The organism is Mesorhizobium tamadayense (assembly GCF_003863365.1).
Classification (GTDB): Bacteria; Pseudomonadota; Alphaproteobacteria; order Rhizobiales; family Rhizobiaceae; genus Mesorhizobium; species Mesorhizobium tamadayense.
The window spans coordinates 16016-41787 of record NZ_RQXT01000011.1; the positions used below are offsets into that span (position 1 = coordinate 16016).

Here is a 25772-nt window from a genome sequence, read left to right on the forward strand (position 1 = left end):
ACCAGCGCCTACCGTGGAAGTGCCCCGCCGGCCGATGTCACAACGGGGCCCTTGAACAATGATCGCCGAAGCAACTTCACCTGACCAGCGCTACGCCGCCTTCCGGCATAGACCGTTCCTCAGCTATTGGACGGCGCGCTTCCTGACCACTTTCGCGACGATGATCGTGTCCGTCGCCGTCGGCTGGCAGGTCTACGACCTGACGCGCAATCCTTTCGATCTCGGCATCGTCGGCATCGTCCAGTTCCTGCCGTCGCTGCTGCTGGTGCTGGTCACCGGCGTCGTCGCCGACCGCTTCGGCCGCCGTCTGATCATGACCTTGTCGTCGCTGGTCGAGGGCGGCTGCGCGCTCATTTTGCTGTTTTTGACGCTGCGCGGCCTTGCCAGCCCGATGCCGATCTTCATGGTGCTGGCCCTGTTCGGCATTGCCCGCGCCTTCTATGGGCCGGCCTCGTCCTCGCTGTTCGCCAATCTTGTGCCGCCGGAGGATTTCGCCAACGCCATTGCCTGGAACTCGTCCGCCTGGCAGACCGCGACCATCGTCGGCCCGGTCGCCGGCGGCCTGCTCTACGGGCTCTCGGCGGAGGCGGCATACGTCACCGCCGCCGTGCTGATGCTTGTCGCCGCGCTGCTGATCTTCACGATCCCTAAGCCCGCGCAGCAGACCGCCACCGACAAGCCTACCATGCAGACGCTGTTTGCCGGCTTCCGCTACATCTGGGGCGAGAAGATCGTGCTCGGCGCCATCTCACTCGACCTGTTCGCCGTGCTCCTCTCAGGCGCCTCCGCGCTGCTGCCCGTCTATGCGCGCGACATACTGGAACTCGGGCCCTGGGGCCTCGGCCTGCTGCGCTCGGCGCCCGGCATCGGCGCCATCTGCGTCGCGGTCTGGCTCGCCGGTCACCCGATCCGCGACCATGCCGGCAAGATCATGCTCGGTTTCGTCGGCCTGTTCGGCGCCTTCACCGTTCTGTTCGGCGTCTCGACCATCACCTGGCTGTCGATCGCGGCGCTCGCCATGCTCGGCGCCACCGACATGTTCAGCGTCTATATCCGCGAGACGCTGATCCAACTCTGGACGCCGGACGAGGTGCGCGGCCGCGTCAACGCCGTCAACCAGGTCTTCGTCGGCGCCTCCAACGAGGTCGGCGAGTTCCGCGCCGGCACCATGGCGGCGCTGATCGGCACGGTTCCCGCGGTGGTAATCGGGGGTATCGGCGCCGTTGCCGTCGCCGGACTGTGGGCCTGGCTGTTCCCGCAATTGCGGCGGGTGCGGCACCTCAACAGCCGCAACTGACTACTCCACGGCCGGCTTGCCGAAGATCAGCTGCAAAAATTCGCCCAGCCAGCGCTTGAGGTGCATGTCCCAGATCAGCCGGCCGCCGAGATGATCGCGGCCGGGCTGCGCGCCGGGCAGCTCGAAGCGATGCGCGCCGCGCACCACCCAGCGCTGCATCATCATCCTGGTCAGCTCGCCATGGAACTGGATGCCCCAGGCGTTCTCGCCATAGCGGAAAGCCTGGTTGGGATAGGTTTCGGCGGTCGCGAGCAGCGTCGCCTCCTTCGGCAGCGAAAAGCCCTCGCGATGGAACTGGTAGACCATCTCCGGCCAGTGCAGCAGCTTCTTGCCCGCCTCGGTCGCCTTCAGCGGATACCAGCCGATCTCGACCAGCCCGCCGCCATGGCCCTCGACCCTGCCGCCGAGATGGTTGGCGAGCATCTGCGCGCCGAGGCAGATGCCGAGGAAGGGCCGGTTTTCCTTGAGCGGGATTTCGAGCCAGTCGGTCTCACGCCGGACGAACTCGTCCTGGTCATTGGCGCTCATCGGCCCGCCGAAGATAACCGCCCCGGCATGGCCGTCCAGCGTGCAGGGCAGCTCTTCGCCAAGCGGCGGCCGGCGGATGTCGAGATCGAAGCCTTCTTCCAGAAGCATGTGGCCGACTCGGCCGGGGCTCGAAGTCTCCTGATGCAGCACGATCAGGATTTTTGGTCTCGGCCTCGGTCTGGGTGGCATGGAAGGAGAAAGGTCCCGGTTATTCGTCGCTTGATGTGCCCCGCGCGCCGGGCGCCTCGGCCGCGGCCTTGCGGCGCGCCTCGATGCGGTCGTGGCGCTCGACGCCGATCAGTTCGGCGACGCGCCAGACGGTGTTGTCTTCCAGCTCGTGCAGCTCGCCATCGGCATAGACGATCTCCCACATCAGCCCGATGAAGGCCTTGCGCCCCTCGGCATCGAGATGGCGCTTGAGGACGCTGGTAAAGGCATAGAGGTCGATCGCCTCGTTGTCGGCACGCTCGCCGGCAGCGGCCAGCGCATCGAGCTCGGCGCCGCTGATCGAATAGGTTTCGGCGAGAACCTCCTTGAGGCGCTCCCACTCGATATCCTGGCGCACGCCGTCGGCGTTCATCACGTGGTAGAGCAGGGCCGAGGCCGCGACGCGCGGATCGTCGGCGCTCGGCTTGGCCCTGCTGCCGGCCGGCAAATCCCTCAGGAAGGACAATACGCGTTCGAACATCGACACCTTTTCCCTGTCCGCCAAAACCGATCTCAAAACAAACGAAACCGGCGCGGCGATTTTTCTGCCTCGTCTTCCGGCGTTACGCCGGGGTCGTCCGGCAATCGTGGCAGCTCCGATGCCTGCCCGTTGGTTTCGACGTCGGTCGCGGATTGAGCAGCGGCTGAATCCTGCTCGCCGCCGTTCGAAGTCGAGGACGTCTGTTTCTCGGCCAGAACATCGGCGACGACGTCGATCGCTTTCTCCTCGGACGGCTTGGCGGTCGACGAGGAGGGAAGCGCCGGCGCCGCGACGTCAATCTCGCTGTCGATCAACTGGCCAAGCCGCTCCATCGGCGCGCGCCAAGTGAAGGCGTCCAACTTGCCGGTGATCGGCGACACGGGCGCCCAGCGCTCCGAGACGACGCCGTCGGCGACCCAGGCCGGATCGCGCGGCGCGCGCACGGCTTTCGACAAGAGCTGCCGCACCTTGCCCTGGTCGCCGGTTTCAGCCTCCTCGATGTCGGCCAGAAGCAGATAGGCGCCCTCGCGGCGATCCATGCGGATCGCGGCCTCCGCCTCGCGCCTTGCGGTGGCGAAATCCTGCGCGTCGAGCGCGGCGCGCGCCACGGCCACCGACGATTCGGCGTGGTTCTTCTTCATTTCCTGCAGCTTCTTCGCCCGGTTGAGGCGATCGAGCACCGCGTCGCCCGGCCTTGCATGGGTGTAGAGCTCGGCGATGTCCGGATGCGGCTCGGCCCTCCAGGCCGTCTCCAGGATCTTGGAACCCTTGCGCACATCGTTTTGCCGGAACAGCAGATCGGCCGCCACGACCGCCGCCGGCGCGAAATCGGGCGCCAGCTTGTTGGCTTCAACGGCGGCAGTCCGGGCCGCGTTCGGATCGCTGTCGATCAGCGCCTGCGCCTTGGCGGTGAGTAGCACGGCACGACGGCGGTTGGCGGCATCGCGCTCGATCTGCCGGGTGGATTTCTGCGCCTCGACCAGCTTCAGCGCGCCGTCCCAGTCGCCGCGCTCGGTAAGTTCTTCCAGCGTCGATTCCGCCGCCCAGGCGAGCTGCGGCGCCACAGCCGCGGCACGGCCGGCATAATGGCGCGCGGCGTTGCGGTCGCCCAGCCGCTCGGCTTCGAGATAGAGTCCGCGCAGGCCGAGAAGCCGCATTTCCGGATCGTCGATCATGCGCTCGAACTTTTCCCGGGCGCCTTCATGGTCGCCTTCGAGCAGCGATGCCTGCGCGTCGAGCAGGTTGATCAGCGGCTCCTGGTCGGAGCTGATCAGCTTGGCCGCCTCCTTGGTCTTCTTGCGCGCCAGCGCGCCGTCACCGGCGCCGGCCGCGATCATGCCCGTCGACAGCGCCTGGTAACCGCGGTCGCGGCGCCGCACCCGGAAATAGCGCGAGATGGTGTAGGGGCTGTTCCAAAGCGCCTTGATCAGCCACCAGGCGATCATCACCGCGGCGACCACGGCAACGATCGCAACTGCCGCCACCATCAGCGTGACCTGGTACTGGTAGCCGTTGAAGGTGACGAGCATCTCGCCGGGGCGGTCGGCCAGCCAGGCAAAGCCCAGCCCCAGCCCGAAGACGACGGCGAGGAAGATGAGGATGCGGATCATCTAACGGCCCTCATGCCTTCGTCGCGCCGGCAATCAGCGCATCGATCTGCTTTTCGACCTCCAGCCGCGCCTTCAATTTGCCGGCAAAATCGGCGCCGGCCGACTTCGCCGCATCAGGCAGCGTGTCGTATTCGCCAAGCGCCTTGGCATAGTCGCCCTGGCTAACCGCCACCTCCATACGCGCCACGGTTTCCGGCGCGCCCTTGCCTTCGACGGCGCCGACGGGCCGCACCTTGACCAGCGATTCGGCGCTAGAAACCAGGCTCTGGAAGAAGCCAGCATTCTGGTCGACCGGCGTCGCCGCCTCGACCATGGCGTTGGCGGCGGCATCGGCCTCTGCGGTGATGGCGGCCCGCGTGGGCACGCCTTTTTCCGCATAGCCCCGCAGAACTCCAAGCTCGGGCGCGTCCGGCGCGATCGCCGCGAACGTGTCGAGCTCGGTCGCGAACGGCGCGCCGCGATCGAGCGCAGCCTTCAGCGCAGAGGCGGCAATGGCGAGCGCGATCTTCGGCTGCGAGGCCTGCGCCTCGACCTTGCCGGAAAGCTGCTGCACCGACTGTTCCAGCGCCGCGATCCGGTCGTCCTCGGCTTTAGTCGCGTCGCCGGCCGATTTGACCAGCGCATCGAGCCCCGCGAGCTTCTCGTTGAGCGGGCCGAGATCGACGGGCGCAACACCGCCGGCCTTTTGCAGGTCGGCGACGGCCGTCTCGATCTGGCCGACCTTGTCGTTGAGCGCCTTGAGCACGGTGGCGTCGCCACTCTGGCCGGCCGACGATTTCAGCGCCGCGATATCCGACTTCACCTGCTCCAGCGCCGACGACAGGCCGTCGACCTTGGCCGATGCGCCGGTATCGCCGGTTTGCTTGAGCGTCGCGATTTCGCTCTTCAGCGAACCGATCTCGCCATTGACGCCGTCAAGCGAAGCTCCGCCCGAGGCCGGCGAACCGAGCAAGCCAACCGCCTGCAGGAGACCGGCGCCGGCGAGAGCGACCACACCGCCGATGAGGCCGGCGGCGATGGCGTTGACGCCGGAGCGCCTGGAAGCCGGCGAGCGGGAAGCGTCGCTCTGGGTCTCGCTCGGCTTCTGCGCCGAGGCGGCGGAACCGGCCTTGGCCGCCGACGCATCCTCGAAATCATAGCCGAAGCCCTTTGGCTCGCTTTTTGGAGCATCCGACCCGCCGGGATATGGCGCTTCCGCCCCGTCCTTGCCCTTGGCCTCAGATCCGTCTGTCGCGCCCTGCGCCGCATCGGCGTGTTCCCACGGCTCGATGTCGGCCTGCTCGGCATGGATCGGCTCTTCCGGAGCCTCCGGCTGCGAAGCAGCGGCGGCTTCCTCCGCCTTCGCCTCGTCGGTCTGTTCCGCCTCGGCCTTGGCGGCATCCTCGTCGGTGATTCGCGAGACGGCGCCGGGGTCGAGCTCGATGGTCACCGGCTCGCGGCGGCTCTTCGAATGTCGCACCTTCGGCGTCTTGACCATGCTTGGGCTCCGCACATTGGCTTGGGGATGGTTCAAAGGGTCTAGAGCTCAAGCATGCTCTAGCACATCACCAAGCGGTGAAAAGGGGCGGTGTGATGACGCGGCTCAACCCGGCAGCGACAAAAGCGCCAGCAGCGCATCTTCATCGGGTTGCGACGCGACGCGGATCTTTTCCCCGCCGATCCCATCCAATGCGTTGCCGACACGCGCCGACAGCGCCAGAAACGCCGCCTTCTCGAACAGACCGCGCAAGGCGGGCCGCCGGGTCAGCGGACTCAGCGCCTCGGCCGCCTTGGCCGAATAGAGCAGCACCGCGTCGACCGGCCTGTTCGAAAGATGCGCCGCTATCTCTGCATCGGCATAGGTCAGCCGAACGGTGTCGTAGGTCTCGATCGCATGGACCCGCACGCCGGCTGTCGCAAGCCGCTGCTCGAAAGCGGGGAAGCGCACGCGGCCGCAAAGATAGGCGAGGTCCTTGCCTGCGAGTTCGCCGCTGATCGCATCAGCCAATGCCCCTGCGTCGCCCGGACCTTCGGCGACGGAGAGAAACCCCGTCGTGCGGCAGGCTTCAGCCGTTCTCTTGCCGACGGCATGGCAAGGCAAGGCGGCAAGCGCCGCGATCAATTCCTTCGGCGCATGGCGCACGGCATTGGCGCTGGTGACGGCGACCGCGACGGCAGGCGGGACGGCGCCTCTTTCGAACGGCAGCGCCGCCGTTTCGGTCAGCGGCAGCAAAACGGGTTGAAATCCCTGGGCTTCGAGCCGCCGGGCCGTGCGGGAGGCGCCTGGCTCCGGCCTCGTCACCAGGACGCGGACCATGTCAGGCCCAGCCGTCGAAGAATTTGGCGCCGGCCTTGGCGCGCACGGCCCGCGCGGCTTCAGCGCCTATTGCCGCCGCTTCGTCGGCGCGACCATCCAGCTTGATCTCATGCGACTCGGTGCCGTCAGGCGAGATGATCAGCCCGGCGAAAGACAGTTTTTCGCCCGATATGGTCGCATGGCCGGCGATCGGCGTGCGGCAGGAGCCGTCGAGCGCGGCGAGGAAGGCGCGCTCGCAGGCGAGCGCCTGGCCGGTCGGCGCGTCATGGATGGCTGCCAGCATTTTTTCGACCTCCCGGTCGCCGATGCGGCTTTCGATGCCGATCGCGCCCTGACCCGGCGCCGGCGGAAAGACATCCAACGGCATCAGGTCGGTGATGACGCTTTCGAGCCCGAGCCGTCTCAACCCGGCACAAGCGAGGATGGTGCCTTCGGCGACGCCCTCATCCAGCTTGCGCAGCCTCGTCTGCACATTGCCGCGGAACATCACCACCTCGACGTCCGGCCGCCACCGGCGGATCAGCGCCTGGCGCCTCAGCGAAGACGAGCCGACCCTGGCGCCATGCGGCAGGTCGGCAATCCGCTTCGCAGTCTTGCCGATGAAGGCGTCGCGCGCGTCCTCGCGCGGCAGGAAGGTGGCGAGCTCCAGTCCGTCGGGAAGCACCGTCGGCATGTCCTTCGAGGAATGCACGGCGATGTCGATGCGGCCGTCGAGCAGCGCTTCCTCGATCTCCTTGGTGAACAGACCCTTGCCGCCGGCTTCCGACAGCGGCCGGTCCTGGATGCGGTCGCCGCTGGTCGAGATGGGCACCACTTCGAAAGACTGCTCCGAAAGACCGTGCGCCTTCATCAGCCGCGCCCGCGTCTCATGCGCCTGGGCCAGCGCCAGCGGGCTGCCGCGTGTTCCGATTTTCAAGGTTGTTTGCATGGCGCGCGGTCCGTGATAACCCCCGGCAAGCGAGACCTTGCCGGGCTCTGTCCTATCTAGGAAAGGCCGGCGATACAATCTTCGAGGACAGCGACGAATTGATCCGCGTTCTGGGCATTGAGACAAGCTGCGACGAGACGGCGGCCAGCGTGGTGGCGCTGGACAGCGCCGCCGCGCCCGAAATCCTGTCCAACATTGTGCTCAGCCAAATCGAGGAGCATGCCGCCTTTGGCGGCGTCGTGCCGGAGATCGCCGCACGCGCCCATGTCGAGGCGCTCGACGGCATCGTCGAGGCAGCACTGACCGATTCGGCAGTATCGCTCGATGAGATTGACGCCATCGCCGCGACGGCTGGGCCGGGTCTGGTCGGCGGGTTGATCGTCGGCCTGATGACCGCCAAGGCGATCGCGGCCGCCGCCAACAAGCCGCTGATCGCCATCAACCACCTCGAAGGCCACGCCTTGACCGCAAGGCTGACCGACGGTCTCGATTTCCCCTATCTGCTTTTGCTCGTGTCCGGCGGCCACACCCAGATCGTCGCGGTGCGCGGCGTCGGCGACTACCAACGCTGGGCGACGACGATCGACGACGCATTGGGCGAGGCCTTCGACAAGACGGCCAAGATGCTCGGCCTGCCCTATCCGGGCGGACCGAATGTCGAGAAGGCGGCAGCGACAGGCGACGCGAGCCGCTTTGCCTTCCCGCGGCCGATGAAAGGCTCGGCGCAGCCGGATTTCTCCTTCTCCGGGCTGAAGACGGCCGTGCGCCAGGCAGCGACGGCCATCGCGCCGCTCAGCGACCAGGACGTGGCTGACATCTGCGCCTCCTTCCAGGCGGCGGTGGCGGATGCGCTGGGCGACCGTGCCGCCCGCGCCCTCGCCCGTTTCCGCAAGGAATTTCCCGACAAGACGGGCCCTGCGCTGGTCGTCGCCGGCGGCGTCGCCGCCAACCGGACGATCAAGGGCACGCTTGAGGCGCTTTGTTCCGAGGCCGGCTTCGCATTTGTGGCGCCACCGCAAAAGCTCTGCACCGACAATGCCGCGATGATCGCCTGGGCCGGCATCGAGCGGCTGCGCGCCGGGCTGGCCGGCGAGAACGCCGTCGACTTCGTGCCGCGCTCGCGCTGGCCGCTGGACAGCATTTCCACCCCCCTGGTCGGCTCGGGCCGGCGCGGTGCCAAGGCATGACTGAGGTGGTCACGAGCGGTGCGCAGGCCAAGACGCCAAGCGGCTGGCGCGTCGCGGTGCTCGGCGCCGGCGCCTGGGGCACGGCGCTGGCGCTGGCCATGCTGCGCGCCGGCCATTTTGTCCGCCTCTATGCGCGCGATGCCGAGACCGTCGCCGCGATCGACCGCGGCGAAAATCCGCGCTATCTGCCTGGCATCGCGATCGAGCCCGGCATCGTCGCAACCAACGATATCGCCGCCGCGCTCAGCGGCGCCGACTGCGTGCTGGCGGTGACGCCGGCGCAGTCGCTGCGCGCTGCGCTGGCCACAGCCGGCGGCCATGTGCCGAACGGCGTGCCGCTGGTTCTTTGCGCCAAGGGCATCGAGCGCGACACCGGCGCATTGTTGTCGGCGATCGCCGAGGAAAGCCTGCCGAACAATCCGGTCGCAGCACTTTCCGGTCCGAGCTTTGCCAGCGACGTCGCGCGAGGCCTGCCGACGGCCGTGGTGGTTGCCGCTCGCAATGGAGACCTGGCGGCCGAGCTTGCCGCCCGCTTCTCGGCCGAGAACCTGCGCTGCTATTCCAGCGACGACCTGATCGGTGTCGAGATCGGCGGTGCGCTGAAGAACGTCTTCGCCATCGCCGCCGGTGCCGTTACAGGGGCCGGGCTCGGCGCCAGCGCCCAGGCCGCCATGGTGACGCGCGGCTTCGTCGAGTTGCGCCGCATCGGCGCCGCCTTCGGCGCCAAGCCCGAGACCTTGATGGGGCTTTCCGGCCTCGGCGACCTGCTGCTTACCTGCTCGTCGGCGCAGTCGCGCAATTTCGCCTATGGCCTGGCGCTCGGCCAGGGCAAGCCGCTTGCCGGCCTGCCGCTCGCCGAAGGCGTGCCGACGGCCGGCATCGCCGCCCGCATCGCCGCCGAGCGCCAGATCGAGGCGCCGATCATTTCGGCCGTCGCCGCCATCCTCGACGGCAAGGTGACCATCGGCCAAGCCGTGACGGCGCTGATGACGCGGCCGCTCAAAACCGAAACCGACATCTGAAGCATCGGAGTTTTGAAACATGCTGTTTGCGTTGATTTGCAAGGATAAGCCGGGCAGCCTGCAGCTGCGTACCGACACGCGGCCGGCGCATGCGGCGTTCCTGGAAGGGCTGATCAGCGAAGGCAAACTTGCCTTTGCCGGGCCCTTCCTCGACGCCGAGGGCAAGCCCGACGGAAGCCTGGTCATGATCGAGGCGGCGGATATGGCAGCGGCGCAAGCTCTGGCAGCCACCGACCCCTACGCCAAGGCCGGCCTGTTCGAAAGCGTCGAAATCCGTGCATGGAACTGGGTCTTCCAGAAGCCCGCCAGCGCATGATCGTCCGCCTGCGCTCCCCTCTCCCCGCGACAACGGGGAAAGGGTAAGGGTAGGGAAAGCGCGAACACTTCATCGTGGCCAACCGACAATGGCAATGGGACAACTGAGATGAACTACTGGCTGTTCAAGTCCGAACCCTCGGTCTTTTCCTTCGAGGCGCTGAAGGCCAAGGGCAAGGCCGGCACGCAATGGGACGGCGTGCGCAACTACGCGGCGCGCAACAACATGAAGGCGATGCAGATCGGCGACCTCGGCTTCTTCTATCATTCCAACGAAGGCCTCGACATCGTCGGCATCGCCGAGGTCTGCGCGCTCGCCCACCCCGACACCACCACCGACGATCCGCGCTGGGAATGCGTCGACATCCGCGCCTGGAAGGACGTGCCGAAGCCGGTGACGCTGGAAGAGGTCAAGGCCAATCCGAAGCTGGCCGACATGGCGCTGGTCCGGCTTGGGCGGCTTTCCGTGCAGCCGGTGACGGCGGCGGAGTGGAAAGAGGTCTGCCGCATGGCCGGCCTCGACCCGGCGCCGTGACCAGGCTCACGCCGAAAAACGCGAAGGCATTCATCCTCGACAACACGGCGCTGATTGCGCCGCCGCATGTGCCGGAAGTGCTGCTGCATCTGGCCGACGAGGCGCATGATTTGTGGCTGCGCACCGAGGGGGAGCTGGCCGAGATCGGTCTGCCGCCGCCCTTCTGGGCCTTCGCTTGGGCCGGCGGCCAGGGACTTGCCCGCTATGTCCTCGACCATCCGGCCACGGTGCGCGGAAAAAGCGTGCTCGACTTCGCCTCCGGCTCCGGCATGCTCGCGATCGCCGCCTTGAAGGCCGGCGCGGCGGAAGCGGTTGCCGCCGACATCGACCCGTTTTGCGAAACGGTGATCACGCTCAACCTGGAAGCCAACGGCGTGAAGGCCGAATTCCTGGATGCCGACTGCATCGACACGGACGACGGCTGGGATGTCGTGCTTGCCGGCGACGTCTTCTACGACAAGCCGCTGGCCGACAGGCTGATGCCGTGGTTCACGGCCCTGACGGCGCGCGGCGCCGACACCCTCGTCGGCGATCCCGGCCGCGCCTACCTGCCGAGGAAAGGGCTGCAATCGCTCGCCGTCTACCAGGTGCCGGTGACGCGCGTGCTGGAGGATGCCGAGGTCAAGCGCACGACCGTCTGGCGCTGGGGTCCCGCTTGACGCCGCCGGCGAACAGGGATTCCATCGGCCGTTGACAGGCATGCCGTTTTCCCGGGATCGCTGTGCGCCTGGGCGACATGCATTCGGGAGGGAATTTCATGGATTTTTCGGTCGTGAACTGGGTGGCGGTGATCGTCGCCGCCGCCGTCGCATGGTTGTTCGGCGCCGTCTGGTACATGGGCTTGAGCAAGCCCTGGCTGAAGGCGGCGAAACTCGAGCCGGCGACGATGAAGCGCTCGGCCGTTCCGTTCATCGTCAGCTTCGTCGCTGAGCTAATCATGGCGCTGGTCATGACGCTAGTGGTCGGCGCGATGACCGGCGGCGAGCCCAACCCGCTCGCTGGCGTGATCTTCGGTTTCGTGCTCTGGTTTGGCTTCGTCGCCACCACGCTTTCGGTCAACCACCGCTATGAAGGCTTCGGTTGGGACTTGACTCTGATCGATGCCGGCCATTGGCTCGGCGTGCTGCTCATCATCGGTGCGGTGATCGGCTGGTTCGGCGCGCCGGCGGCACCGGCCGGCTAAAGCAATTCCAGGAAAAGTGTGAAACGGTTAGGCTCGGCGACTCCGCCGTAGCCTTCCGTCGGAATCGCGTCAAAACAAAGAGATAGGGCGATTTCACCAAAGGCGCGCGGCGGTTTTAAAGCGTCACTACCCTGCGTCTGCGTCTTTCGCGACCTCGTCGAGAAGCCATTCGCGGAAGGCGACTATGCGCGCGTCGTCTTTCGTCCCTTCCGGATAAACCAGGAAATAGGCGAATTCCGGCGCGACCTTGATGCCGAGCTCGAAGGGCCGGATGAGCTTCCCTTGCGAAAGGTCGTTGGCCACCATCGCGAAGTCGGCCAGCGCCACGGCATGGCCGTCGAGTGCTGCCTGCGTGGCATCGGTCGCCGATCCAAAAACGAGCGTGCGGCTGTCATCGAAATCGTCGACCCCGGCCGCCTGCATCCACATCCGCCAATTCGGCCATGTCACGCCCTGCCGCGACCATTCGATATGCGCCAGCGTATGGTTGAAGAGGTCGCGCGGCTCCCTCAGCGGCGGGCCTGAGGCGAGTAGCGCCGGGCTGCATACGGGGATGATGATGTTTTCGAACAGCCGGTGGGCACAGAGCCCGGGATATTTGCCGCTGCCGAAACGGATGCCGATATCGACATCGTCGCGTTCGAAATCCCTCACGTCGTAAGTGATATCGAAGCGCAACTCGATGCCCGGCTTCTGCTGGCGGAAACCGTCGACGCGCCGCATCAGCCACTTCGTCGCGAACTGCGCGTCAAGCGTCACCTTCAGCAGCGCCGTGCCTCTGCTCATCTTGCGCGCGCGGCTGACGGCACGGCTAAGCAAATCGAGCGCATCGATCGAAGCCTCGTGAAGCACATTGCCCGCTTCGGTCAGCCGGATGGTGCGGCTGGTGCGCGTGAACAGCACTAGGTCGAGCTGATCCTCGATTTCCTTGATCTGGTGGCTGACCGCCGCCGGCGTCAGGCCGAGTTCGTCGGCGGCGCGGGTGAAATTGAGGTGCCTGGCCGCCGCCTCGAACGTCCTCAGAGCGCGCGTTCCGGGCAGAAGGCGGGGCATCCGATCTCCAAATAAAACTTGATGATCAGACAAGAACTACTCGTTTCCCGTTTATTTTTCAATCCGGCATGATGGCTTCATCGAAACACCATCAAACCGGATTTGATGTCCGGAGAACACGGATGAAGCCATGACCGAGATCTGCTTAAAGTCCGACACCGCCCTGAAATCCCGCTCCGGCATCGCGCTTTGGCTGCGCGCCGCGATCGCTTGGTTGCGCCAGGCGCGCGTCGCCGTCCGGCTTCGCCACGAGTCCGTCGAAGAACTCTCCGACAGCCAGTTGCGCGACATCGGCGCCGAGCGCCGGGACGTCACCAAGGCGATGGACCGGGAACTCCGCGAGATCGGGCTGCTGGGATCCGGCTGGCAGCAGCCGAGGAAATAGGGGAGTAGGGGAGTAGGGCAATAAGGCAGTAGGGAAAGAGAGCATCTACCTACTCCCCTACTCCCCTACTCCCCTACTCCCCTACTCCCCTACTCCCCTACTCCCCTACTCCCCTACTCCCCTACTCCCCTACTCCCCTACTCCCCTACTCCCCTACCTCACCACCTTCACCACCGTCCGATCCGACAGCAGCGGCAACAGCCTTGCCATGGTGCGCGCCGTCACCGCGACGCAGCCTTGCGTCGGCGTGAAGCCGGGGCGCGCCAGATGGAAGAAGATCGCGCTGCCGCGCCCGCGGCGGCGCGGCGCTATGTTCCAGTCCAACACCAGGCATACATCGTAGAGGCGATCGGCGCGCCGCATCCGTTCGTGGCTGGCGCCATAAGGGATCTTAACCGGACGATTGTAGTTGCGGTCGTCCGGCACCTCGCACCAGCCGAGGTCCGGTCCGATCGGCGCCATCTCCAGCCTCGTCCGGCGCCCGCCGGGAAACTGGTCGTTGCGAAAATAGCCTGACAATATCCGCATCGCGGCCAGCGGCGTCGCGCCGTCGCCCTCGCGCTTGCTGGCGGAGATGCCGCCGTGTCCCAGCGCGCAGGGAAACACCGTTTTGCCGGCTTGCAGCAACCCCTGCGCAGGGTTGCCGGGCCTTGCGCGCACAAGCAGGACACGCACTCCTTTCGGCAAAAATGCGCCTGCCTCATTGCGCGCGCGTTTTTTCTTGTATGATTGTGTCACGGAACAAATCACTGTGATCGGCTGTTGCGCCGGTGAGCTTCCGCATAAATGGGGGGAGGTCAACTGAATATTCTTTTTAAAACAACGGATTGATCATGACATCACGCACCATTCTGATCGTTGACGACGACGACGACCTGCGAGCCACGCTCGTCGAGCAACTGGCGCTTTACGAGGAATTCGACGTCCAGCAGGAAGCCACCGCGACAAAAGGCGTCGCCGCGGCGCGCGGCGGCCTTGTCGATCTGCTCATCATGGACGTCGGCCTGCCCGACATGGACGGTCGCGAGGCGGTGAAGATCCTGCGCAAGGGCGGCTACAAGGCGCCGATCATCATGCTGACCGGCCACGACACCGATTCCGACACGATTCTGGGGCTCGAGGCCGGCGCCAACGATTATGTGATCAAGCCCTTCCGTTTCGCCGTGCTCCTGGCGCGCATCCGAGCGCAGTTGCGCCAACACGAGCAGAGCGAGGACGCCACCTTCTCGGTCGGCCCTTACACGTTCAAGCCCAGCCAGAAGCTTTTGATCGATCCGCGCGGCGCCAAGGTGCGGCTGACCGAAAAGGAAGCCTCGATCATCAAATATCTCTATCGCGCCGACCAGAAGGTGGTGACGCGCGACGTGCTTCTGGAAGAGGTGTGGGGCTACAATTCCGGCGTCACCACGCACACGCTGGAGACCCATGTCTACCGGCTACGCCAGAAGATTGAGCGTGATCCTTCCAATGCCGAAATTCTTGTGACAGAAAGCGGCGGCTACAAGCTGGTTCCTTAAACATTTCATGATCTAATGAGCGGTCGGGCGGGACCGCTTCGGGGTACGATCCTGGTGCTGGAGGGTGATGGATCGGCTCGCTGGACGCATCGGCCCAGGAATCGGAACCGATTTTTGGATCGCACGGTGCGCAGGCTGCAAGTGTTGGAGCGTATCTTTGCGCGTCTGGACGCGGCGCTTCAAAGGAGGGACTGGACTGACCGCTCGGGGACACAGCTAGCATGGCGCTGGATGACGACATCCGCATCCTGTCCGCCGTGAAGCTTTTTCAGGGCTTCACGCAGGAACAGTTGCGTCTGCTCGCCTTCGGCGCCGAGACCACTTTTCTGCAGGCCGACCACAAGCTCTACCGCGAGGACGACGCGGCTGACTCGGCCTATATCGTGGTCAGCGGGCGCATAGCGCTCTATCGCGAGCAGGGCGGCGAACGCGTCCCGATCGGCACGGCTGGCCCGGGCGCCATGCTGAGCGAACTGGCGTTGATCGCCGATACCAACCGGCTGACCAGCGCTTCCGCCGCGGTCGATTCGGAAGTGATCCGCTTGAGCCGCAAGATGTTCCGCCGCATCCTGGAGGAATATCCGGAGCTGGCCCTGCAACTGCACGAGCGCATCCTGGAAGAATTCCAGCAGATGATCGCCCGCATCGAGGAGTTGGCGCCCCGGTTCACGGGGTGAGAACCGCGCCCTCGTTATCCTGGGGCAGAGCAAGGAGCGAAGCGACGCTTAGGAGTCTACCTTATGCTCTATTCTGCAGCCACGGTTCTGCCGACATAGGTAATGGCAGGGTCCTTGGGTCTTCGCGCCGCTACGCCCAAGGATTGACGAGCGTGGTCGCCCGACTCAGCCGTAGATCTGCTTCTGGATCTGGTAGAGCATCTCGGAGCGGTCGGCGCGCAGATCGGCGAGATCGCGGCTCGACAGGTTCTCGATTTCGGCGACGAGACGGTTGTAGTGACGGCGCTTGGCGATGTTGTTGCGGGCGCGGGTGACGAGATTGTCGAAGATCATGACGAGGTTCCTTCTTAGTTATTCCTCCCTGATCGATTGTGAGCATGACATAGGAATGGTGCATTGCAAAATAAAGATGTTGCAATGCACCATTGCATCCAGCGCATAGCCGGTTAACCGGCCGTTACCCGCAAGTCGGCCCGAAGGCGCCGCGACGAGACACAGGATGCGGTGAAGAGTCATCGTCGATCTTGCCAGATTGCTTGCCTGCTGGCTTGATCGCCCCTACAGCATCGCGCGTCCTTCCGGACGCGCAAAGAACGCGGTAGCACTTTGACTTTGCGCATGATCCTTTCCGGAAATCGATTCCGATTTTCGGGGTCATGCGCACGCAAATGCCGGGAGGACAAGCATGACGGCCGCCGACTATGAAGTTCTCGATCCGCGTTTCTCGCGGCTGTTCAATGCCAATGAGCGGGTGGAGAAGCTGTTCACCGGGTGCCGGTGGGCGGAAGGTCCGGCCTGGTTCGCCGCCGGCCGCTACCTCGTCTGGTCCGACATCCCCAACAACCGCATGCTGCGCTATGACGAGACCGATGGCAGCGTCAGCGTGTTCCGCCAGCCGTCCGGCAATTCCAACGGCAATACCGTCGACCGGCAGGGCCGGCTGGTCACCTGCGAGCATTCGGGCCGCCGCGTCAGCCGCACCGAGCATGACGGATCCATAACCACCATCGCCGACAAATGGCGCGGCAAGCGGCTCAACTCGCCCAACGACGTGGTGGTCCGTTCCGACGGCTCGATCTGGTTCACCGATCCGGCCTACGGCATCGACAGCGATTATGAGGGCGACCATGCCGAGAGCGAGATCGGCGCCTGCAACGTCTACCGGGTCGACCCCGGCACGGGCGAGGTCGATGCCGTCATCACCGACATGGTCAGGCCCAACGGGCTCGCCTTCTCGCTCGATGAAAGCCTGCTCTATGTCGCCGACACGGGCCGCACGCATGGCGCCAAGAACCCGGCGCATATCCGCGTCTTCAATGTCGGCAAGGCCGGCAAGAAGATCTCCGGCGGCAAGGTCTTCGCCGACTGCACGGCCGGCCTGTTCGACGGGTTCAGGCTGGACGAGGCGGGTCGCATCTGGACAAGTGCGGCCGACGGCATCCATTGCTACGATCCGGACGGCACGCTGATCGGCAAGGTCAAGGTGCCGGAAGTCGTCGCCAATTGCGTGTTCGGCGGCGCCAAGCGTAACCGCCTCTATATCGCCGGCACCACCTCGCTCTATGTGGTCTGGCTGATGGTCAACGGCGCCGAGACGTATTGAGGGCTGTGATAGTCGCATACGCTGCCGCCACGCGGATCTCGGGGGCTGAGGCAAACTTGAAGATGCCGGATGTTGGCGGGACAGCACCCCCCTCTGCCTTGCCAGGCATCTCCCCCGCAAGGGGAGAGATCGGCAGCTTCGCCTGCGGCGCTTTTCCTGCGACGTTGGCGATTTGCGAAGGCCGGCGTGACATACGATCTCCCCCCTTGCGGGGGAGATGTCCGGTAGGACAGAGGGGGGGTGTGACGGAACGCGACGGCAGACAATGGCCGCCGCTCAGCGAGTCCGGATGAAGTCAGCGAAGGCCTGGACCGCGTTTTGCATCGCCAGCCGGTTCTCGGCCTTCGCCAAGATGGCCTCGATCTCCACCGGCTTCTTGCCAAGCAACGCGATCTCGAGCGCGGTCTCTTCGTGAAGCGCGAACGACATCGTGCGCATGATCTCGGCGAGTGCTGCGCGGGCGTAGAGCGGGGAGGCGTGCACCAGCATCGCCGGCTTGCCGACGGCGGCGTCGCGGGAGACCAGCCAGTCGAGCGCGTTCTTCATGCCGCCGGGCACGCCATGCGCATATTCGGGACAGGAGACTATGACGCCGTCGGCGCGGGTAACGGCGTCGATCAGGCCGGCTGCTTCGCGCGGCGTGCGCTCGCCCTCGTCGTCGGGATTGAAGATCGGCAGCCGGCCGAGCCCGTCATAGACGGTGACGCGGCAATCCGCGGGCGCATTGGCGGCGAGCGCCGCGACCAGGGCCGAATTGGTCGAGGCGGCGCGCAGGCTGCCGGAGATGGCGAGGAGGTTCAGCAAAGGCGGGAGCTCGGTCGAATCGTGCCCGAGGAAGCCTACCACATGGTTTGCCTGTAATCGTCGTCGAGCTCGCGGTCGATCTCGCCGGCGCTCTCGGCCAGCGCCAGCTGATCGCGGATGATCTGGCCGAGCGTCGGCAGGGTCGCGCGGTCGTACCAGGTCTCCGGCTTCCAGAGATCGGAGCGCATGAAGGCCTTGGCGCAGTGCATGTAGGCGGCCTTCACCGTCACCACGACGACGCTCAGCGGCTCCTTGCCGTCGACGGCCAGGCGCTCGCGCAAGGTCGCATCGACGGTGATGCGGGCATCGCCGTTGATGCGCAGCGTCTCGTTCATGCCTGGAATGAGGAACAGCAGCCCGACCGATGGGTTGCGGATAATGTTTTCCAGCGTGTCCAGCCGGTTGTTACCGGGACGGTCGGGAATGGCGATGGTGCTGTTGTCGAGGATCGCGGTGAAGCCGGGCTTGTCGCCCTTCGGCGTCACGTCGGCATTGCCGGCGCCGTCGGAGGAGCCGATCAGCACAAATGGGCTCTTGCCGATGAACGAGCGGCAGTGGCCGTCGAGCGCCTTGAGTTCCTTGCGGATCGAGCCGTCGGTCGGCCGGGGTGTCTTGTAGATCGTCCTCAACTCGTCGCGCGTCGTGAGGAATTCCATGCCGTCCCCTCTTTGTCTTGCCGCAATTCCGGACGGAAAACCGCTGCGCACTTTTCCTGGAATTGCTCTACTTGCCGGCCTGCTCTTCCTTGGCTTTTTCCTCCAGCGAGTGGCGCATGATCAGCGGCATCTGGCTGAAGGTGAAGAGAAGCGTGATCGGCATGATGCCCCAGACCTTGAAGGTAACCCAGGCGTCGGTGGAAAAATTCCGCCACACCACCTCGTTGACGAGGGCCAGGAACAGGAAGAACAGACCCCAGCGGAAGGTGAGCTTGCGCCAGCCTTCGGCGTCGAGGCTGAAGGCGGAATCGAAGACATAGCCGAGCAGCGACTTGCCGAAGAACAGACCGCCAAGCAAGATGCCGCCGAACAGCGTGTTGACGATGGTCGGCTTCATCTTGATGAAGATGTCGTCCTGCAGATAGAGCGTCAGCGCGCCGAAGATAAGGACGACAACACCCGACACCAGCGGCATGATCGGCAAGGTGCGGGTGAGCAGCCAGGAGGCGATGAGCGCGATCGCCGTGGCGGCCATGAACAGGCCGGTGGCGACGAAGATCGGGCCGCCGAGCTCAGCCAGCGCCGGAAACTTCTGCACCAGCCATCCGCTGCGCGCATTGGCGAAGAAGAAGACCAGCAGCGGTCCGAGCTCGAGCACCAGCTTGAGCAGTGGGTTGACGCCTTCCTTCTTCTGTTTCTGCGGGTCGGACGGGTCGCGTTCGAGGATGTTCATGAAAGTCCTTGTTGTCCCGAAAGTCGGCGCTTTTGGGATCGTTCAAGCCACGCCGGCGATCGCCCTGGCGAATTCGCTGGCCGAGAAGGGTTCGAGGTCGTCGACCTGCTCGCCGACGCCGATGAAATAGACCGGCAATCTGTGCTTGGCCGCGATCGCCACCAGAATACCGCCGCGCGCCGTGCCGTCCAGCTTGGTCATGACCAGGCCGTTGACGCCGGCGACATTGCGGAAGATCTCGACCTGGTTGAGCGCATTCTGGCCGGTGGTGGCGTCGACGGTCTGCAGCACGGTATGCGGCGCTTCCGGATCGAGCTTGCCCAGCACGCGGACGATCTTTTCCAGCTCCGCCATCAGCTCGGTCTTGTTCTGCAGGCGGCCGGCCGTGTCGATGATCAGCACGTCGGAGCCTGCCTCCTTGGCCTTCTCGAAGGCATCGTAGGCGAGGCCGGCGGCATCGGCGCCGAGCTTGGTGGCGATGACCGGCGACTTCGTGCGCTCGCCCCAGATCTTCAGCTGCTCGATCGCGGCCGCGCGGAATGTGTCGCCTGCCGCCAGCATCACCGAAAGTCCGCCTTCGGTCAGCTTGGCGGCCAGCTTGCCAATGGTCGTCGTCTTGCCGGTGCCGTTGACGCCGACGACCAGGATGACATGCGGCTTGTGGCTGAGGTCGAGTTCGAGCGGCTTGGCGACCGGCGTCAGAACCTTTTCCATTTCCGCCGCCATCACGGCGCGAACTTCGGAATCGGAAACGTCCTTGCCGTAACGGCTGGAGGCGAGCGAATCGGTGACGCGCAGCGCCGTCTCGACGCCGAGATCGGCGCGGATCAGCACGTCCTCCAGGTCTTGCAGCGTGTCCTCGTCCAGCTTGCGCTTGGTGAAGACGCCGGCGATGTTGCCGGTGAGCTCGCGCGAGGAGCGGGCAAGCCCGTCCCGCATGCGCTGGAACCAGGAGCGCCTCTGCGCCGGCTCCGGCGCCTTTTGCGGCTCGGCCTTCTGCTCGACCTTTTTGGCGACAGTCACCTTGCCGGCGGAGGGCGCGGGCTTTGCTTGAGGGGTCGGCTTCGGTGCTGGGACCGCCTGGGGCTCGGGCGCGATCTCGGCGTGGATCGGCTGCGTTTCGATCGGCGGAGGTTGGCGGAGAGGCTGTGGAATTTCCGCGGAGACTTCGGCTGGCGGCACCAGATCCCGCGCAGGTTGGCGCTGCCCCTCACCCTTGCCCTCTCCCCGTGAAGGACGGGGCGTGGAGGGCGCTAGCGCTGGAGCTTCTTCTTCGACGGTTGCAGGCGGGGCAGCGCCGGCCTCGGAGGTCGGTTGCGCCGGAGACGGAGTCGACGGTGGTATCTCGATCGGCGCCGGCGTTTCGGCCGGGACCTCGCTGGGCGGGGTCGGCACTTCGACCGGCGCAGGCTCCGGCTGACGTTCCGGGCGCGACGGCTCGATCTCCGGCTCAGCCGGCGCGGGCGGCGGCACCTCCTGCGGCTTCGGCTCGGGCTCGGGAACGGCTGGAGGCACCGGCACTTCCTCCGGCCTTGCCGGCTCCGGCGTCTCGGGAGCCGGTTGCGGCTCTTCCTCCGGCCCAGGCTCCGGAAGCGGTTCCGGCTTGGTCGGAACGCTCGGCTCCGGCTGCGGTGGAACGGTTGGTTCCGGCGTCGGCGGAATCGCAGGCGCAGGCTCGGGCTTCGGCTCGTCGGGGGTCGGCTCGGGCTCAGGCTGAGGCGCTGGCGGTTCCTCCTCGCGCGGCGAAACCTCAGGAGCAGCCTGCTCGGCTTCCGGCTTCAGCGCCTCCAGCGCGTCCCATTTGATCGGCGGCAGGGGTGCGGTCTCGTCGACGCGTTCCTCGACGACCTCTTTCCTGCCGAACGAAAATATCTTCTTGAAGAAACCGGCCATAAGTCTCGCAGTCTCAGGCGGCTTGGGCGGCAAGCGGCGCCGCGGTCAAGCGGGCGCCGTCATGGCCAGTGACAACCGCATCGACGATCTCGCCCGGTTTGCCCGCGGCGATGGCGGCAAGGGTGAAGCCTTCGGTGCGGCCGAGCCCGTCGCGCTCGACCAGGATCGACTGGCGCGTGCCGGCAAGGGACGCCAGATGACGGCGATAGGCGACCTCGCCGGCGGCGCGCAGCCGGGCGGCGCGGTGCTTGACCACCTCGCGGCGCACCTGCGGCATGCGCGCGGCGGGCGTGCCCTCGCGCGGTGAGAACGGGAAGACGTGCAGATGCGTCAGGCCGCATTCCTCGACTATTCTTTGCGAATTCTCGAACATCGCGTCGGTCTCGGTCGGGAAGCCGGCGATGATGTCGGCGCCGAACACGATGCCGGGGCGCAGCTTGCGCACGTCCTCGCAGAAGCGGATCGACTGGTCTCTGCTGTGGCGGCGCTTCATGCGCTTCAGGATCATGTCGTCGCCCGACTGCAGCGACAAATGCAGGTGCGGCATCAGCCTCGGCTCGGTGGCGATGGCTTCGAGCAGCTCGTCGTCCGCCTCGATCGAATCGATCGAGGACAGCCTGAGTCGCTTCACGTCGGGCACCTGGCGTAGGATCGTCTTCACCAGTCTGCCGAGTTTCGGGCTGCCGGGCAGGTCGGCGCCAAAGCTGGTCATGTCGACGCCGGTCAGCACGATCTCGGCATAGCCGTTGCCGGCAAGGCGCTTGACCTGCTCGACCACGGCGCCCATCGGCACCGAGCGCGAATTGCCGCGTCCGTAGGGGATGATGCAGAAGGTGCAGCGGTGGTCGCAGCCGTTCTGCACCTGCACGAAGGCGCGCGCCCGGCCCTCGATGGCGTCGACCATATGAGAGGCCGTCTCGCGCACCGAGAAGATGTCGTTGACGCGCGCCTTCTCGGTGTCGTTGATGCCGAAGTCCGGTAGCGCGCGGTAGGAGTTGGCCTTGAGCTTCTCCTCATTGCCGAGCACGAGATCGACCTCGTCCATGGCGACGAAATTCTGCGGCTCGGTCTGCGCCGCGCAGCCAGTGACGATGATGCGCGCCTCGGGGTTTTCGCGGCGCGCCTTGCGGATCGCCTGCTTGGCCTGACGCACGGCTTCGGCTGTGACCGCGCAGGTGTTAAAGATGACGGCGCCGCCCTTCAGCGCGGCGAGGCCGGCGCTCTCGGCCTCGCGGCGCATCACCTCGGATTCATAGGTGTTGAGGCGGCAGCCGAACGTGACGACGTCGACACCTTTTTGAAGCGCGGACATCAGGCGGCGCTTTCGGTGTCGCGGGCCCAGGCGCCGGTCGAGGGGTCGAAGCTGCCGGAAAACTCCCATTCGGCGGCGCCCGTCAGGATAACATGATCGTCGTCGCGCCATTCGACATGCAGCGAGCCGCCGCCGGGCGTCATCAGCGAGACGCTGCGGCCGGTGCGCTTGGTGCGGGCGGCGGCAACTACGGCGGCGCAAGCGGCCGAGCCGCAAGCCTTGGTCAGGCCCGCGCCGCGCTCCCAGGTGCGGATGACCATGGTTTGCGGCGAGGTGACCTGAGCGATGGTGATGTTGGCGCGCTCGGGAAAGATCGGGTGATTTTCCAGCAGCGGGCCGAAGCGGTCGAGCTCGTAGGACCAGACGTCGCGATCGACCCAGAAGATGGCGTGCGGGTTGCCCATCGAGACGACCGAGGGCGAATGCAGCACCGGCGCGTCGATCGGGCCGATCTGCAGCTCTATCATGCGGGTGTCGTGGAACTCCTCGGCGAGCGGAATCTCCGGCCAGCCGAAGCGCGGCTTGCCCATATCGACCGAGATCGAGCCGTCGGCGTGTTCCTGTGCGCTGAGGATGCCGGCGCGGGTCTCGAAGGTGAAGGTCTTGTTGCCGGTCTCGGCGGCCAAAGCCTGCACGACGCAGCGCATGCCGTTGCCGCAGGCTTGCGCGCTGGTGCCGTCGGAATTCAATATGTCGACGTAATAAGCGGTGCCTGCCGTCCGCGCGTCGTGAATCGCCATGATCTGGTCGAACTTCGTCGCCGCGTCGGCATTGAGCGCGACCGCCGCCACCGCCATCACCTTGTCGGCACGGCCGCGCATGTCGGCGACGATGATCTCGTTGCCGATGCCGTTCATCTTGGCGAAGGGGGCAGTGCCTGCCATCTAACCGGTCGTTTCCATTTCCGTTTGGCGCTATATGGCGGAAACGGGCGGGAATTACCAGTCCGGCGCCGGTTTACGTCACGGCGAAAACGCCGAGCAACATCAGCAGGAAGATGATCAGCACGATGCCGATCAGGATGCGCGCGCCCAGGGCGGCTGCTCCGGCAAGCGCCGGCATGCCGAGCAGGCTCGCGGCGGCAGCGATAATGAGAAGAATGATGATCCACCTGAGCATGGAGAGCTCCAGCGAGATTTGCGTCGTGGAACCAACGCCATTCGCCGGCTTGGGTTCCGCCCAATCGATGCTTCAGGCCTCCGGCGCATCCCACACTTCGCCCGGACGCATCGCGCGAAAACGCTCCGGCGGAATGCCTTCCGCGGCCAATGCCTCGACCAATCTTTGCGCCGGCTCTTCGATCGGCTCGTCGGTGAGCTGGAAGCTGCCCCAGTGGCAGCCGGCGGCATAGGCGGCGTTGCACAGCTTCATGCCTTGCACGGCTTCCTGCGGGTTCTGGTGCTGCGGCGCCATGAACCAGCGCGGTTCGTAGGCGCCGATCGGCAGGATGGCGAGCCGGAAGCTGCGTGTTTTTCCGCTATCAGCCGGTAGTTGACGCCGCCATGGAAGCCGGTGTCGCCGGCGAAATAGACCTTGCCGCCCGCCGTCTCGACGACGAAGCCCGCCCACAGCGCCATGCGGCGGTCGCGTGCCCCGCGCGCCGACCAGTGATGCGCCGGCTCGACATGAATGACCGCGCTGTTGCCGAATTCGATCCTGTCGCCCCAGTCACGGGCCGAAAGCCGCATGCCGGGCACGGCGGCGCCGATGATCGCATCGTTGCCGAGCGGCGTGACGACCAGCGGGTCGTGGCTTTGCTTCAGCTGCTTGAGCGTGACGAGATCGAGATGGTCGTAATGATTGTGGCTGACCAGCACCAGGTCGATCGGCGGCAGGTCGGCAAAGGCGATCCCCGGCGCGTTGACCCGCTTCGGCCCGGCGAAACCGAAAGGCGAGGCGCGCTCCGACCAGACCGGATCGGTCAGGATGTTGAAGCCCGCTGTCTGGATGAGCAGCGAGGCGTGGCCGACCATGGTGAGCCGAAGGGCTAGGCCCTCGATCCTCTCGTCGGGTTTTGCTTGGCGGTAGGGGCTTGGAAAGGCCGCCGGCCATTTCGAGCGACCGCCGCTCAATTGCCATTTCAGAAGGTCGGCAAAACGGCCGGGCAGCCGGCCGTCGGGGTTGAAGAACAGGGTGCCGTCGAAATGGTCGCTGGGCTGGCCGCTGTAGTAGCGGTTGGCGGCTCTCGGTGTCGCGGCCATTCCTTCTCCCATCCTGCTTGTACACCTTCGCCAGAGATAAGACCGCAACCGCCTGGCGCAAACATTTTACCGGCGAATGCAAGGGTCGGAAATCCGGTTCGTCTAGGATCGATAGCGCGGAGGACGATCACCATGACGATGAAGCGGACCAAGACACCGTGGATGAAGGCTGAGGATTTCGGCCGCTCGCTGGCGCATGGGCTGGGCGTCAACCTTTTGGTCACCGACATGGCGGCGATGGAGGCGTTCTGCCGCGACGTGCTCGGCGCGCGTATCATCCGCGACGTGCTCGGCGCGTATCATCTATGGCGACGAGGATTTCGCGGCGATCGAACTGTTGGGCTCGGTCTTCATGCTGCATGCCCACCACTCTTATCTCGACAATCCGATGACCGGCGTCGTCGCAGGTGCCGAAGCGCGCGGCGCGGGCATCGAGCTGCGCCTTTATGGCGCCGATCCGGATGCGGTGGAGAAAAGGGCGGGAGCACTCGGCCACATCGTGCTGGGGGCTCGATCGACAAGCCGCATGGCTTGCGGGAATACTACATCGTCGGTCCGGACGGTTATGTTTTCGTGCCAAGCGCGCGGCTGCAAGCCTGAAATTTCAAGATGTTACGGCCCAGGTTCTCGGTGCGGCATGGGTCACGAGGCCGTCGCGATAAATTTGCAACGCCAGCTCCGAAAACCCTATTTTAACCATATCGGGTTGAAATTCTGCCACCTTCGCCATCTTGGTGAAGCAGGTATTACGCGGACGGCGCCCCCCACCGGATCCGACGGAGGTTGGAATGACTTTTTCGAAGACTGGCCTTTTGGCCATATCGCTGGCCGCGCTCGTTGCGAGCGGCTGCTCGACCTCGCGGTTCTCGTCGATGGACGACCAGCAGCCGGCGCCGCTCACGCCGGCACCCTCCGGCACGGTGACGCAGAATCAGCTGCCGCCGCCGGCCGCTCCGGGCACCACCGACCCGTCGCAATTCCCGACTGCGCCGCAGAACAGCCAGGTCGCCGCGCTGCCGCCGGACGGCTCGGCGCCTGCCGGCGCCGCGGACCTGACTGCGGCCAGCGTCGCCGGCGTCTGGAACGTCAACGTCTCCGGCCAGAGCTGCAAGGTGGCGACGCCGCAGACCAAGTTCGGCGCCGGCTACCGCGCCGGGCCGCTGCATTGCCCGACCCCGATCGACGGCATCAAGTCGTGGAACGTCGCCGGCAAGCAGCTGACGCTCTACGACGAAAACGGCGGCGCGCTGGCCAGGCTCTATTCGTCCGGCGGCGAAAAGTTCGACGGTCAGACTTCCAATGGCCAGCCGATCTCGCTTACAAGGTAAGGCTAGGGTACACCCTAACTC

The 25772-nt window shown here is 65.7% G+C and carries 29 protein-coding genes and 1 pseudogene; 13 read left to right on the forward strand and 17 right to left on the reverse strand.

What is annotated here, in order from left to right; genetic code table 11:
- Positions 1-58: 58 nt before the first annotated feature.
- Positions 59-1297, forward strand: coding sequence for an MFS transporter (locus EH240_RS11405; protein WP_124998210.1), 1239 nt, complete (start codon positions 59-61; stop codon positions 1295-1297).
- On the opposite strand, the gene EH240_RS11410 is transcribed toward EH240_RS11405, so the two are convergent.
- From EH240_RS11410 to hemC, 6 genes are all read right to left on the reverse strand, one after another.
- Positions 1298-2014 (reverse strand): glutamine amidotransferase, encoded by a 717-nt coding sequence (locus EH240_RS11410; protein WP_124998212.1) that lies wholly within the window; start codon positions 2012-2014, stop codon positions 1298-1300.
- Between the two features lie 19 nt (positions 2015-2033).
- The gene (locus EH240_RS11415) at positions 2034-2513 is read right to left on the reverse strand and encodes a tellurite resistance TerB family protein (RefSeq protein ID WP_124998214.1); all 480 of its coding nucleotides are present in this window, start codon (positions 2511-2513) and stop codon (positions 2034-2036) included.
- A gap of 32 nt (positions 2514-2545) precedes the next feature.
- Positions 2546-4123, reverse strand: a complete 1578-nt coding sequence (locus EH240_RS11420) for a heme biosynthesis protein HemY (RefSeq protein ID WP_124998216.1) — start codon at positions 4121-4123, stop codon at positions 2546-2548.
- A 10-nt stretch (positions 4124-4133) separates the two neighbouring features.
- On the reverse strand, positions 4134-5600 hold the full coding sequence (locus EH240_RS11425; RefSeq protein ID WP_124998218.1) for a COG4223 family protein: 1467 nt from the start codon (positions 5598-5600) through the stop codon (positions 4134-4136).
- A 105-nt stretch (positions 5601-5705) separates the two neighbouring features.
- Positions 5706-6419 carry a uroporphyrinogen-III synthase gene (locus EH240_RS11430; RefSeq protein WP_124998220.1) on the reverse strand — a complete coding sequence of 238 codons (714 nt, stop codon included), beginning with the start codon at positions 6417-6419 and terminating at the stop codon, positions 5706-5708.
- Between the two features lies 1 nt (position 6420).
- Positions 6421-7347 (reverse strand): hydroxymethylbilane synthase, encoded by a 927-nt coding sequence (hemC, locus tag EH240_RS11435; protein ID WP_124998222.1) that lies wholly within the window; start codon positions 7345-7347, stop codon positions 6421-6423.
- Positions 7348-7448: 101 nt separating this feature from the next.
- Here hemC and tsaD point away from each other — a divergent pair, with 101 nt between their 5' ends.
- From tsaD to EH240_RS11465, 6 genes are all read left to right on the forward strand, one after another.
- Positions 7449-8534, forward strand: coding sequence for a tRNA (adenosine(37)-N6)-threonylcarbamoyltransferase complex transferase subunit TsaD (tsaD, locus tag EH240_RS11440; protein WP_206075253.1), 1086 nt, complete (start codon positions 7449-7451; stop codon positions 8532-8534).
- Positions 8531-9556 carry an NAD(P)H-dependent glycerol-3-phosphate dehydrogenase gene (locus EH240_RS11445; protein ID WP_124998226.1) on the forward strand — a complete coding sequence of 342 codons (1026 nt, stop codon included), beginning with the start codon at positions 8531-8533 and terminating at the stop codon, positions 9554-9556. Before tsaD ends, EH240_RS11445 begins: the two co-directional genes overlap by 4 nt.
- 19 nt (positions 9557-9575) lie before the next feature.
- Positions 9576-9872: a YciI-like protein gene (locus tag EH240_RS11450; RefSeq protein WP_124998228.1), complete on the forward strand. Its 297-nt coding sequence runs from the start codon at positions 9576-9578 to the stop codon at positions 9870-9872.
- 108 nt (positions 9873-9980) lie between these two features.
- A complete protein-coding gene (locus EH240_RS11455) occupies positions 9981-10406 on the forward strand; it encodes an EVE domain-containing protein (RefSeq protein WP_124998230.1) in 426 nt (141 codons plus the stop codon).
- Positions 10403-11065 (forward strand): class I SAM-dependent methyltransferase, encoded by a 663-nt coding sequence (locus EH240_RS11460; RefSeq protein ID WP_124998232.1) that lies wholly within the window; start codon positions 10403-10405, stop codon positions 11063-11065. The genes EH240_RS11455 and EH240_RS11460 overlap by 4 nt, the downstream gene beginning before the upstream one ends.
- A 98-nt stretch (positions 11066-11163) precedes the next feature.
- A complete protein-coding gene (locus EH240_RS11465; RefSeq protein ID WP_124998234.1) occupies positions 11164-11589 on the forward strand; it encodes a DUF1761 domain-containing protein in 426 nt (141 codons plus the stop codon).
- 126 nt (positions 11590-11715) lie between these two features.
- Here EH240_RS11465 and gcvA read toward each other — a convergent pair whose 3' ends face one another.
- Positions 11716-12642: a transcriptional regulator GcvA gene (gene gcvA / locus EH240_RS11470; RefSeq protein WP_124998236.1), complete on the reverse strand. Its 927-nt coding sequence runs from the start codon at positions 12640-12642 to the stop codon at positions 11716-11718.
- 130 nt (positions 12643-12772) lie between these two features.
- Between gcvA and EH240_RS11475 the strand changes: the two genes are divergently transcribed.
- Positions 12773-13027, forward strand: a complete 255-nt coding sequence (locus EH240_RS11475; RefSeq protein WP_124998238.1) for a hypothetical protein — start codon at positions 12773-12775, stop codon at positions 13025-13027.
- 153 nt (positions 13028-13180) lie between these two features.
- Here the strand turns inward: EH240_RS11475 and EH240_RS11480 are convergent, their stop codons facing one another.
- Complete coding sequence (locus EH240_RS11480; RefSeq protein WP_425374787.1) at positions 13181-13714, reverse strand: L,D-transpeptidase family protein; 534 nt, start codon at positions 13712-13714, stop codon at positions 13181-13183.
- Between the two features lie 146 nt (positions 13715-13860).
- Here EH240_RS11480 and EH240_RS11485 point away from each other — a divergent pair, with 146 nt between their 5' ends.
- Both EH240_RS11485 and EH240_RS11490 read left to right on the forward strand, forming a co-directional pair.
- The gene (locus EH240_RS11485; protein ID WP_124998242.1) at positions 13861-14544 is read left to right on the forward strand and encodes a response regulator transcription factor; all 684 of its coding nucleotides are present in this window, start codon (positions 13861-13863) and stop codon (positions 14542-14544) included.
- 221 nt (positions 14545-14765) lie between these two features.
- The gene (locus EH240_RS11490; RefSeq protein WP_124998244.1) at positions 14766-15221 is read left to right on the forward strand and encodes a cyclic nucleotide-binding domain-containing protein; all 456 of its coding nucleotides are present in this window, start codon (positions 14766-14768) and stop codon (positions 15219-15221) included.
- Between the two features lie 165 nt (positions 15222-15386).
- On the opposite strand, the gene EH240_RS11495 is transcribed toward EH240_RS11490, so the two are convergent.
- Positions 15387-15554, reverse strand: coding sequence for a hypothetical protein (locus tag EH240_RS11495; protein WP_124998246.1), 168 nt, complete (start codon positions 15552-15554; stop codon positions 15387-15389).
- Positions 15555-15906: 352 nt separating this feature from the next.
- On the opposite strand from EH240_RS11495, the gene EH240_RS11500 reads away from it, so the two are divergent.
- On the forward strand, positions 15907-16824 hold the full coding sequence (locus EH240_RS11500; RefSeq protein ID WP_124998248.1) for an SMP-30/gluconolactonase/LRE family protein: 918 nt from the start codon (positions 15907-15909) through the stop codon (positions 16822-16824).
- Positions 16825-17100: 276 nt separating this feature from the next.
- On the opposite strand, the gene EH240_RS11505 is transcribed toward EH240_RS11500, so the two are convergent.
- The 8 genes and pseudogenes from EH240_RS11505 to EH240_RS11540 all read right to left on the reverse strand — a co-directional run bounded on the left by EH240_RS11505 (position 17101) and on the right by EH240_RS11540 (position 24423).
- Entirely contained in the window at positions 17101-17628 is a 528-nt protein-coding gene (locus EH240_RS11505; RefSeq protein ID WP_124998521.1) for an NADPH-dependent FMN reductase, read from the reverse strand.
- Between the two features lie 35 nt (positions 17629-17663).
- Positions 17664-18284: a pyridoxamine 5'-phosphate oxidase family protein gene (locus EH240_RS11510; protein ID WP_124998250.1), complete on the reverse strand. Its 621-nt coding sequence runs from the start codon at positions 18282-18284 to the stop codon at positions 17664-17666.
- A 67-nt stretch (positions 18285-18351) separates the two neighbouring features.
- Positions 18352-19017 carry a septation protein A gene (locus tag EH240_RS11515; protein ID WP_124998252.1) on the reverse strand — a complete coding sequence of 222 codons (666 nt, stop codon included), beginning with the start codon at positions 19015-19017 and terminating at the stop codon, positions 18352-18354.
- 42 nt (positions 19018-19059) lie between these two features.
- A complete protein-coding gene (gene ftsY / locus EH240_RS11520; RefSeq protein ID WP_124998254.1) occupies positions 19060-20910 on the reverse strand; it encodes a signal recognition particle-docking protein FtsY in 1851 nt (616 codons plus the stop codon).
- 13 nt (positions 20911-20923) lie between these two features.
- Complete coding sequence (gene mtaB, locus EH240_RS11525) at positions 20924-22222, reverse strand: tRNA (N(6)-L-threonylcarbamoyladenosine(37)-C(2))-methylthiotransferase MtaB (protein ID WP_124998256.1); 1299 nt, start codon at positions 22220-22222, stop codon at positions 20924-20926.
- Positions 22222-23106 (reverse strand): diaminopimelate epimerase, encoded by an 885-nt coding sequence (dapF, locus tag EH240_RS11530; protein ID WP_124998258.1) that lies wholly within the window; start codon positions 23104-23106, stop codon positions 22222-22224. The genes mtaB and dapF overlap by 1 nt, the downstream gene beginning before the upstream one ends.
- Before the next feature lie 73 nt (positions 23107-23179).
- Positions 23180-23341 carry a DUF1328 domain-containing protein gene (locus EH240_RS11535; RefSeq protein ID WP_124998260.1) on the reverse strand — a complete coding sequence of 54 codons (162 nt, stop codon included), beginning with the start codon at positions 23339-23341 and terminating at the stop codon, positions 23180-23182.
- Positions 23342-23413: 72 nt separating this feature from the next.
- A pseudogene (locus tag EH240_RS11540) lies at positions 23414-24423 on the reverse strand (MBL fold metallo-hydrolase).
- A 132-nt stretch (positions 24424-24555) separates the two neighbouring features.
- Here EH240_RS11540 and EH240_RS11545 point away from each other — a divergent pair.
- Both EH240_RS11545 and EH240_RS11550 read left to right on the forward strand, forming a co-directional pair.
- Positions 24556-25023, forward strand: coding sequence for a hypothetical protein (locus tag EH240_RS11545; RefSeq protein ID WP_245435945.1), 468 nt, complete (start codon positions 24556-24558; stop codon positions 25021-25023).
- Positions 25024-25211: 188 nt separating this feature from the next.
- The gene (locus EH240_RS11550; protein ID WP_124998262.1) at positions 25212-25751 is read left to right on the forward strand and encodes a protease inhibitor Inh/omp19 family protein; all 540 of its coding nucleotides are present in this window, start codon (positions 25212-25214) and stop codon (positions 25749-25751) included.
- Positions 25752-25772: the final 21 nt, after the last annotated feature.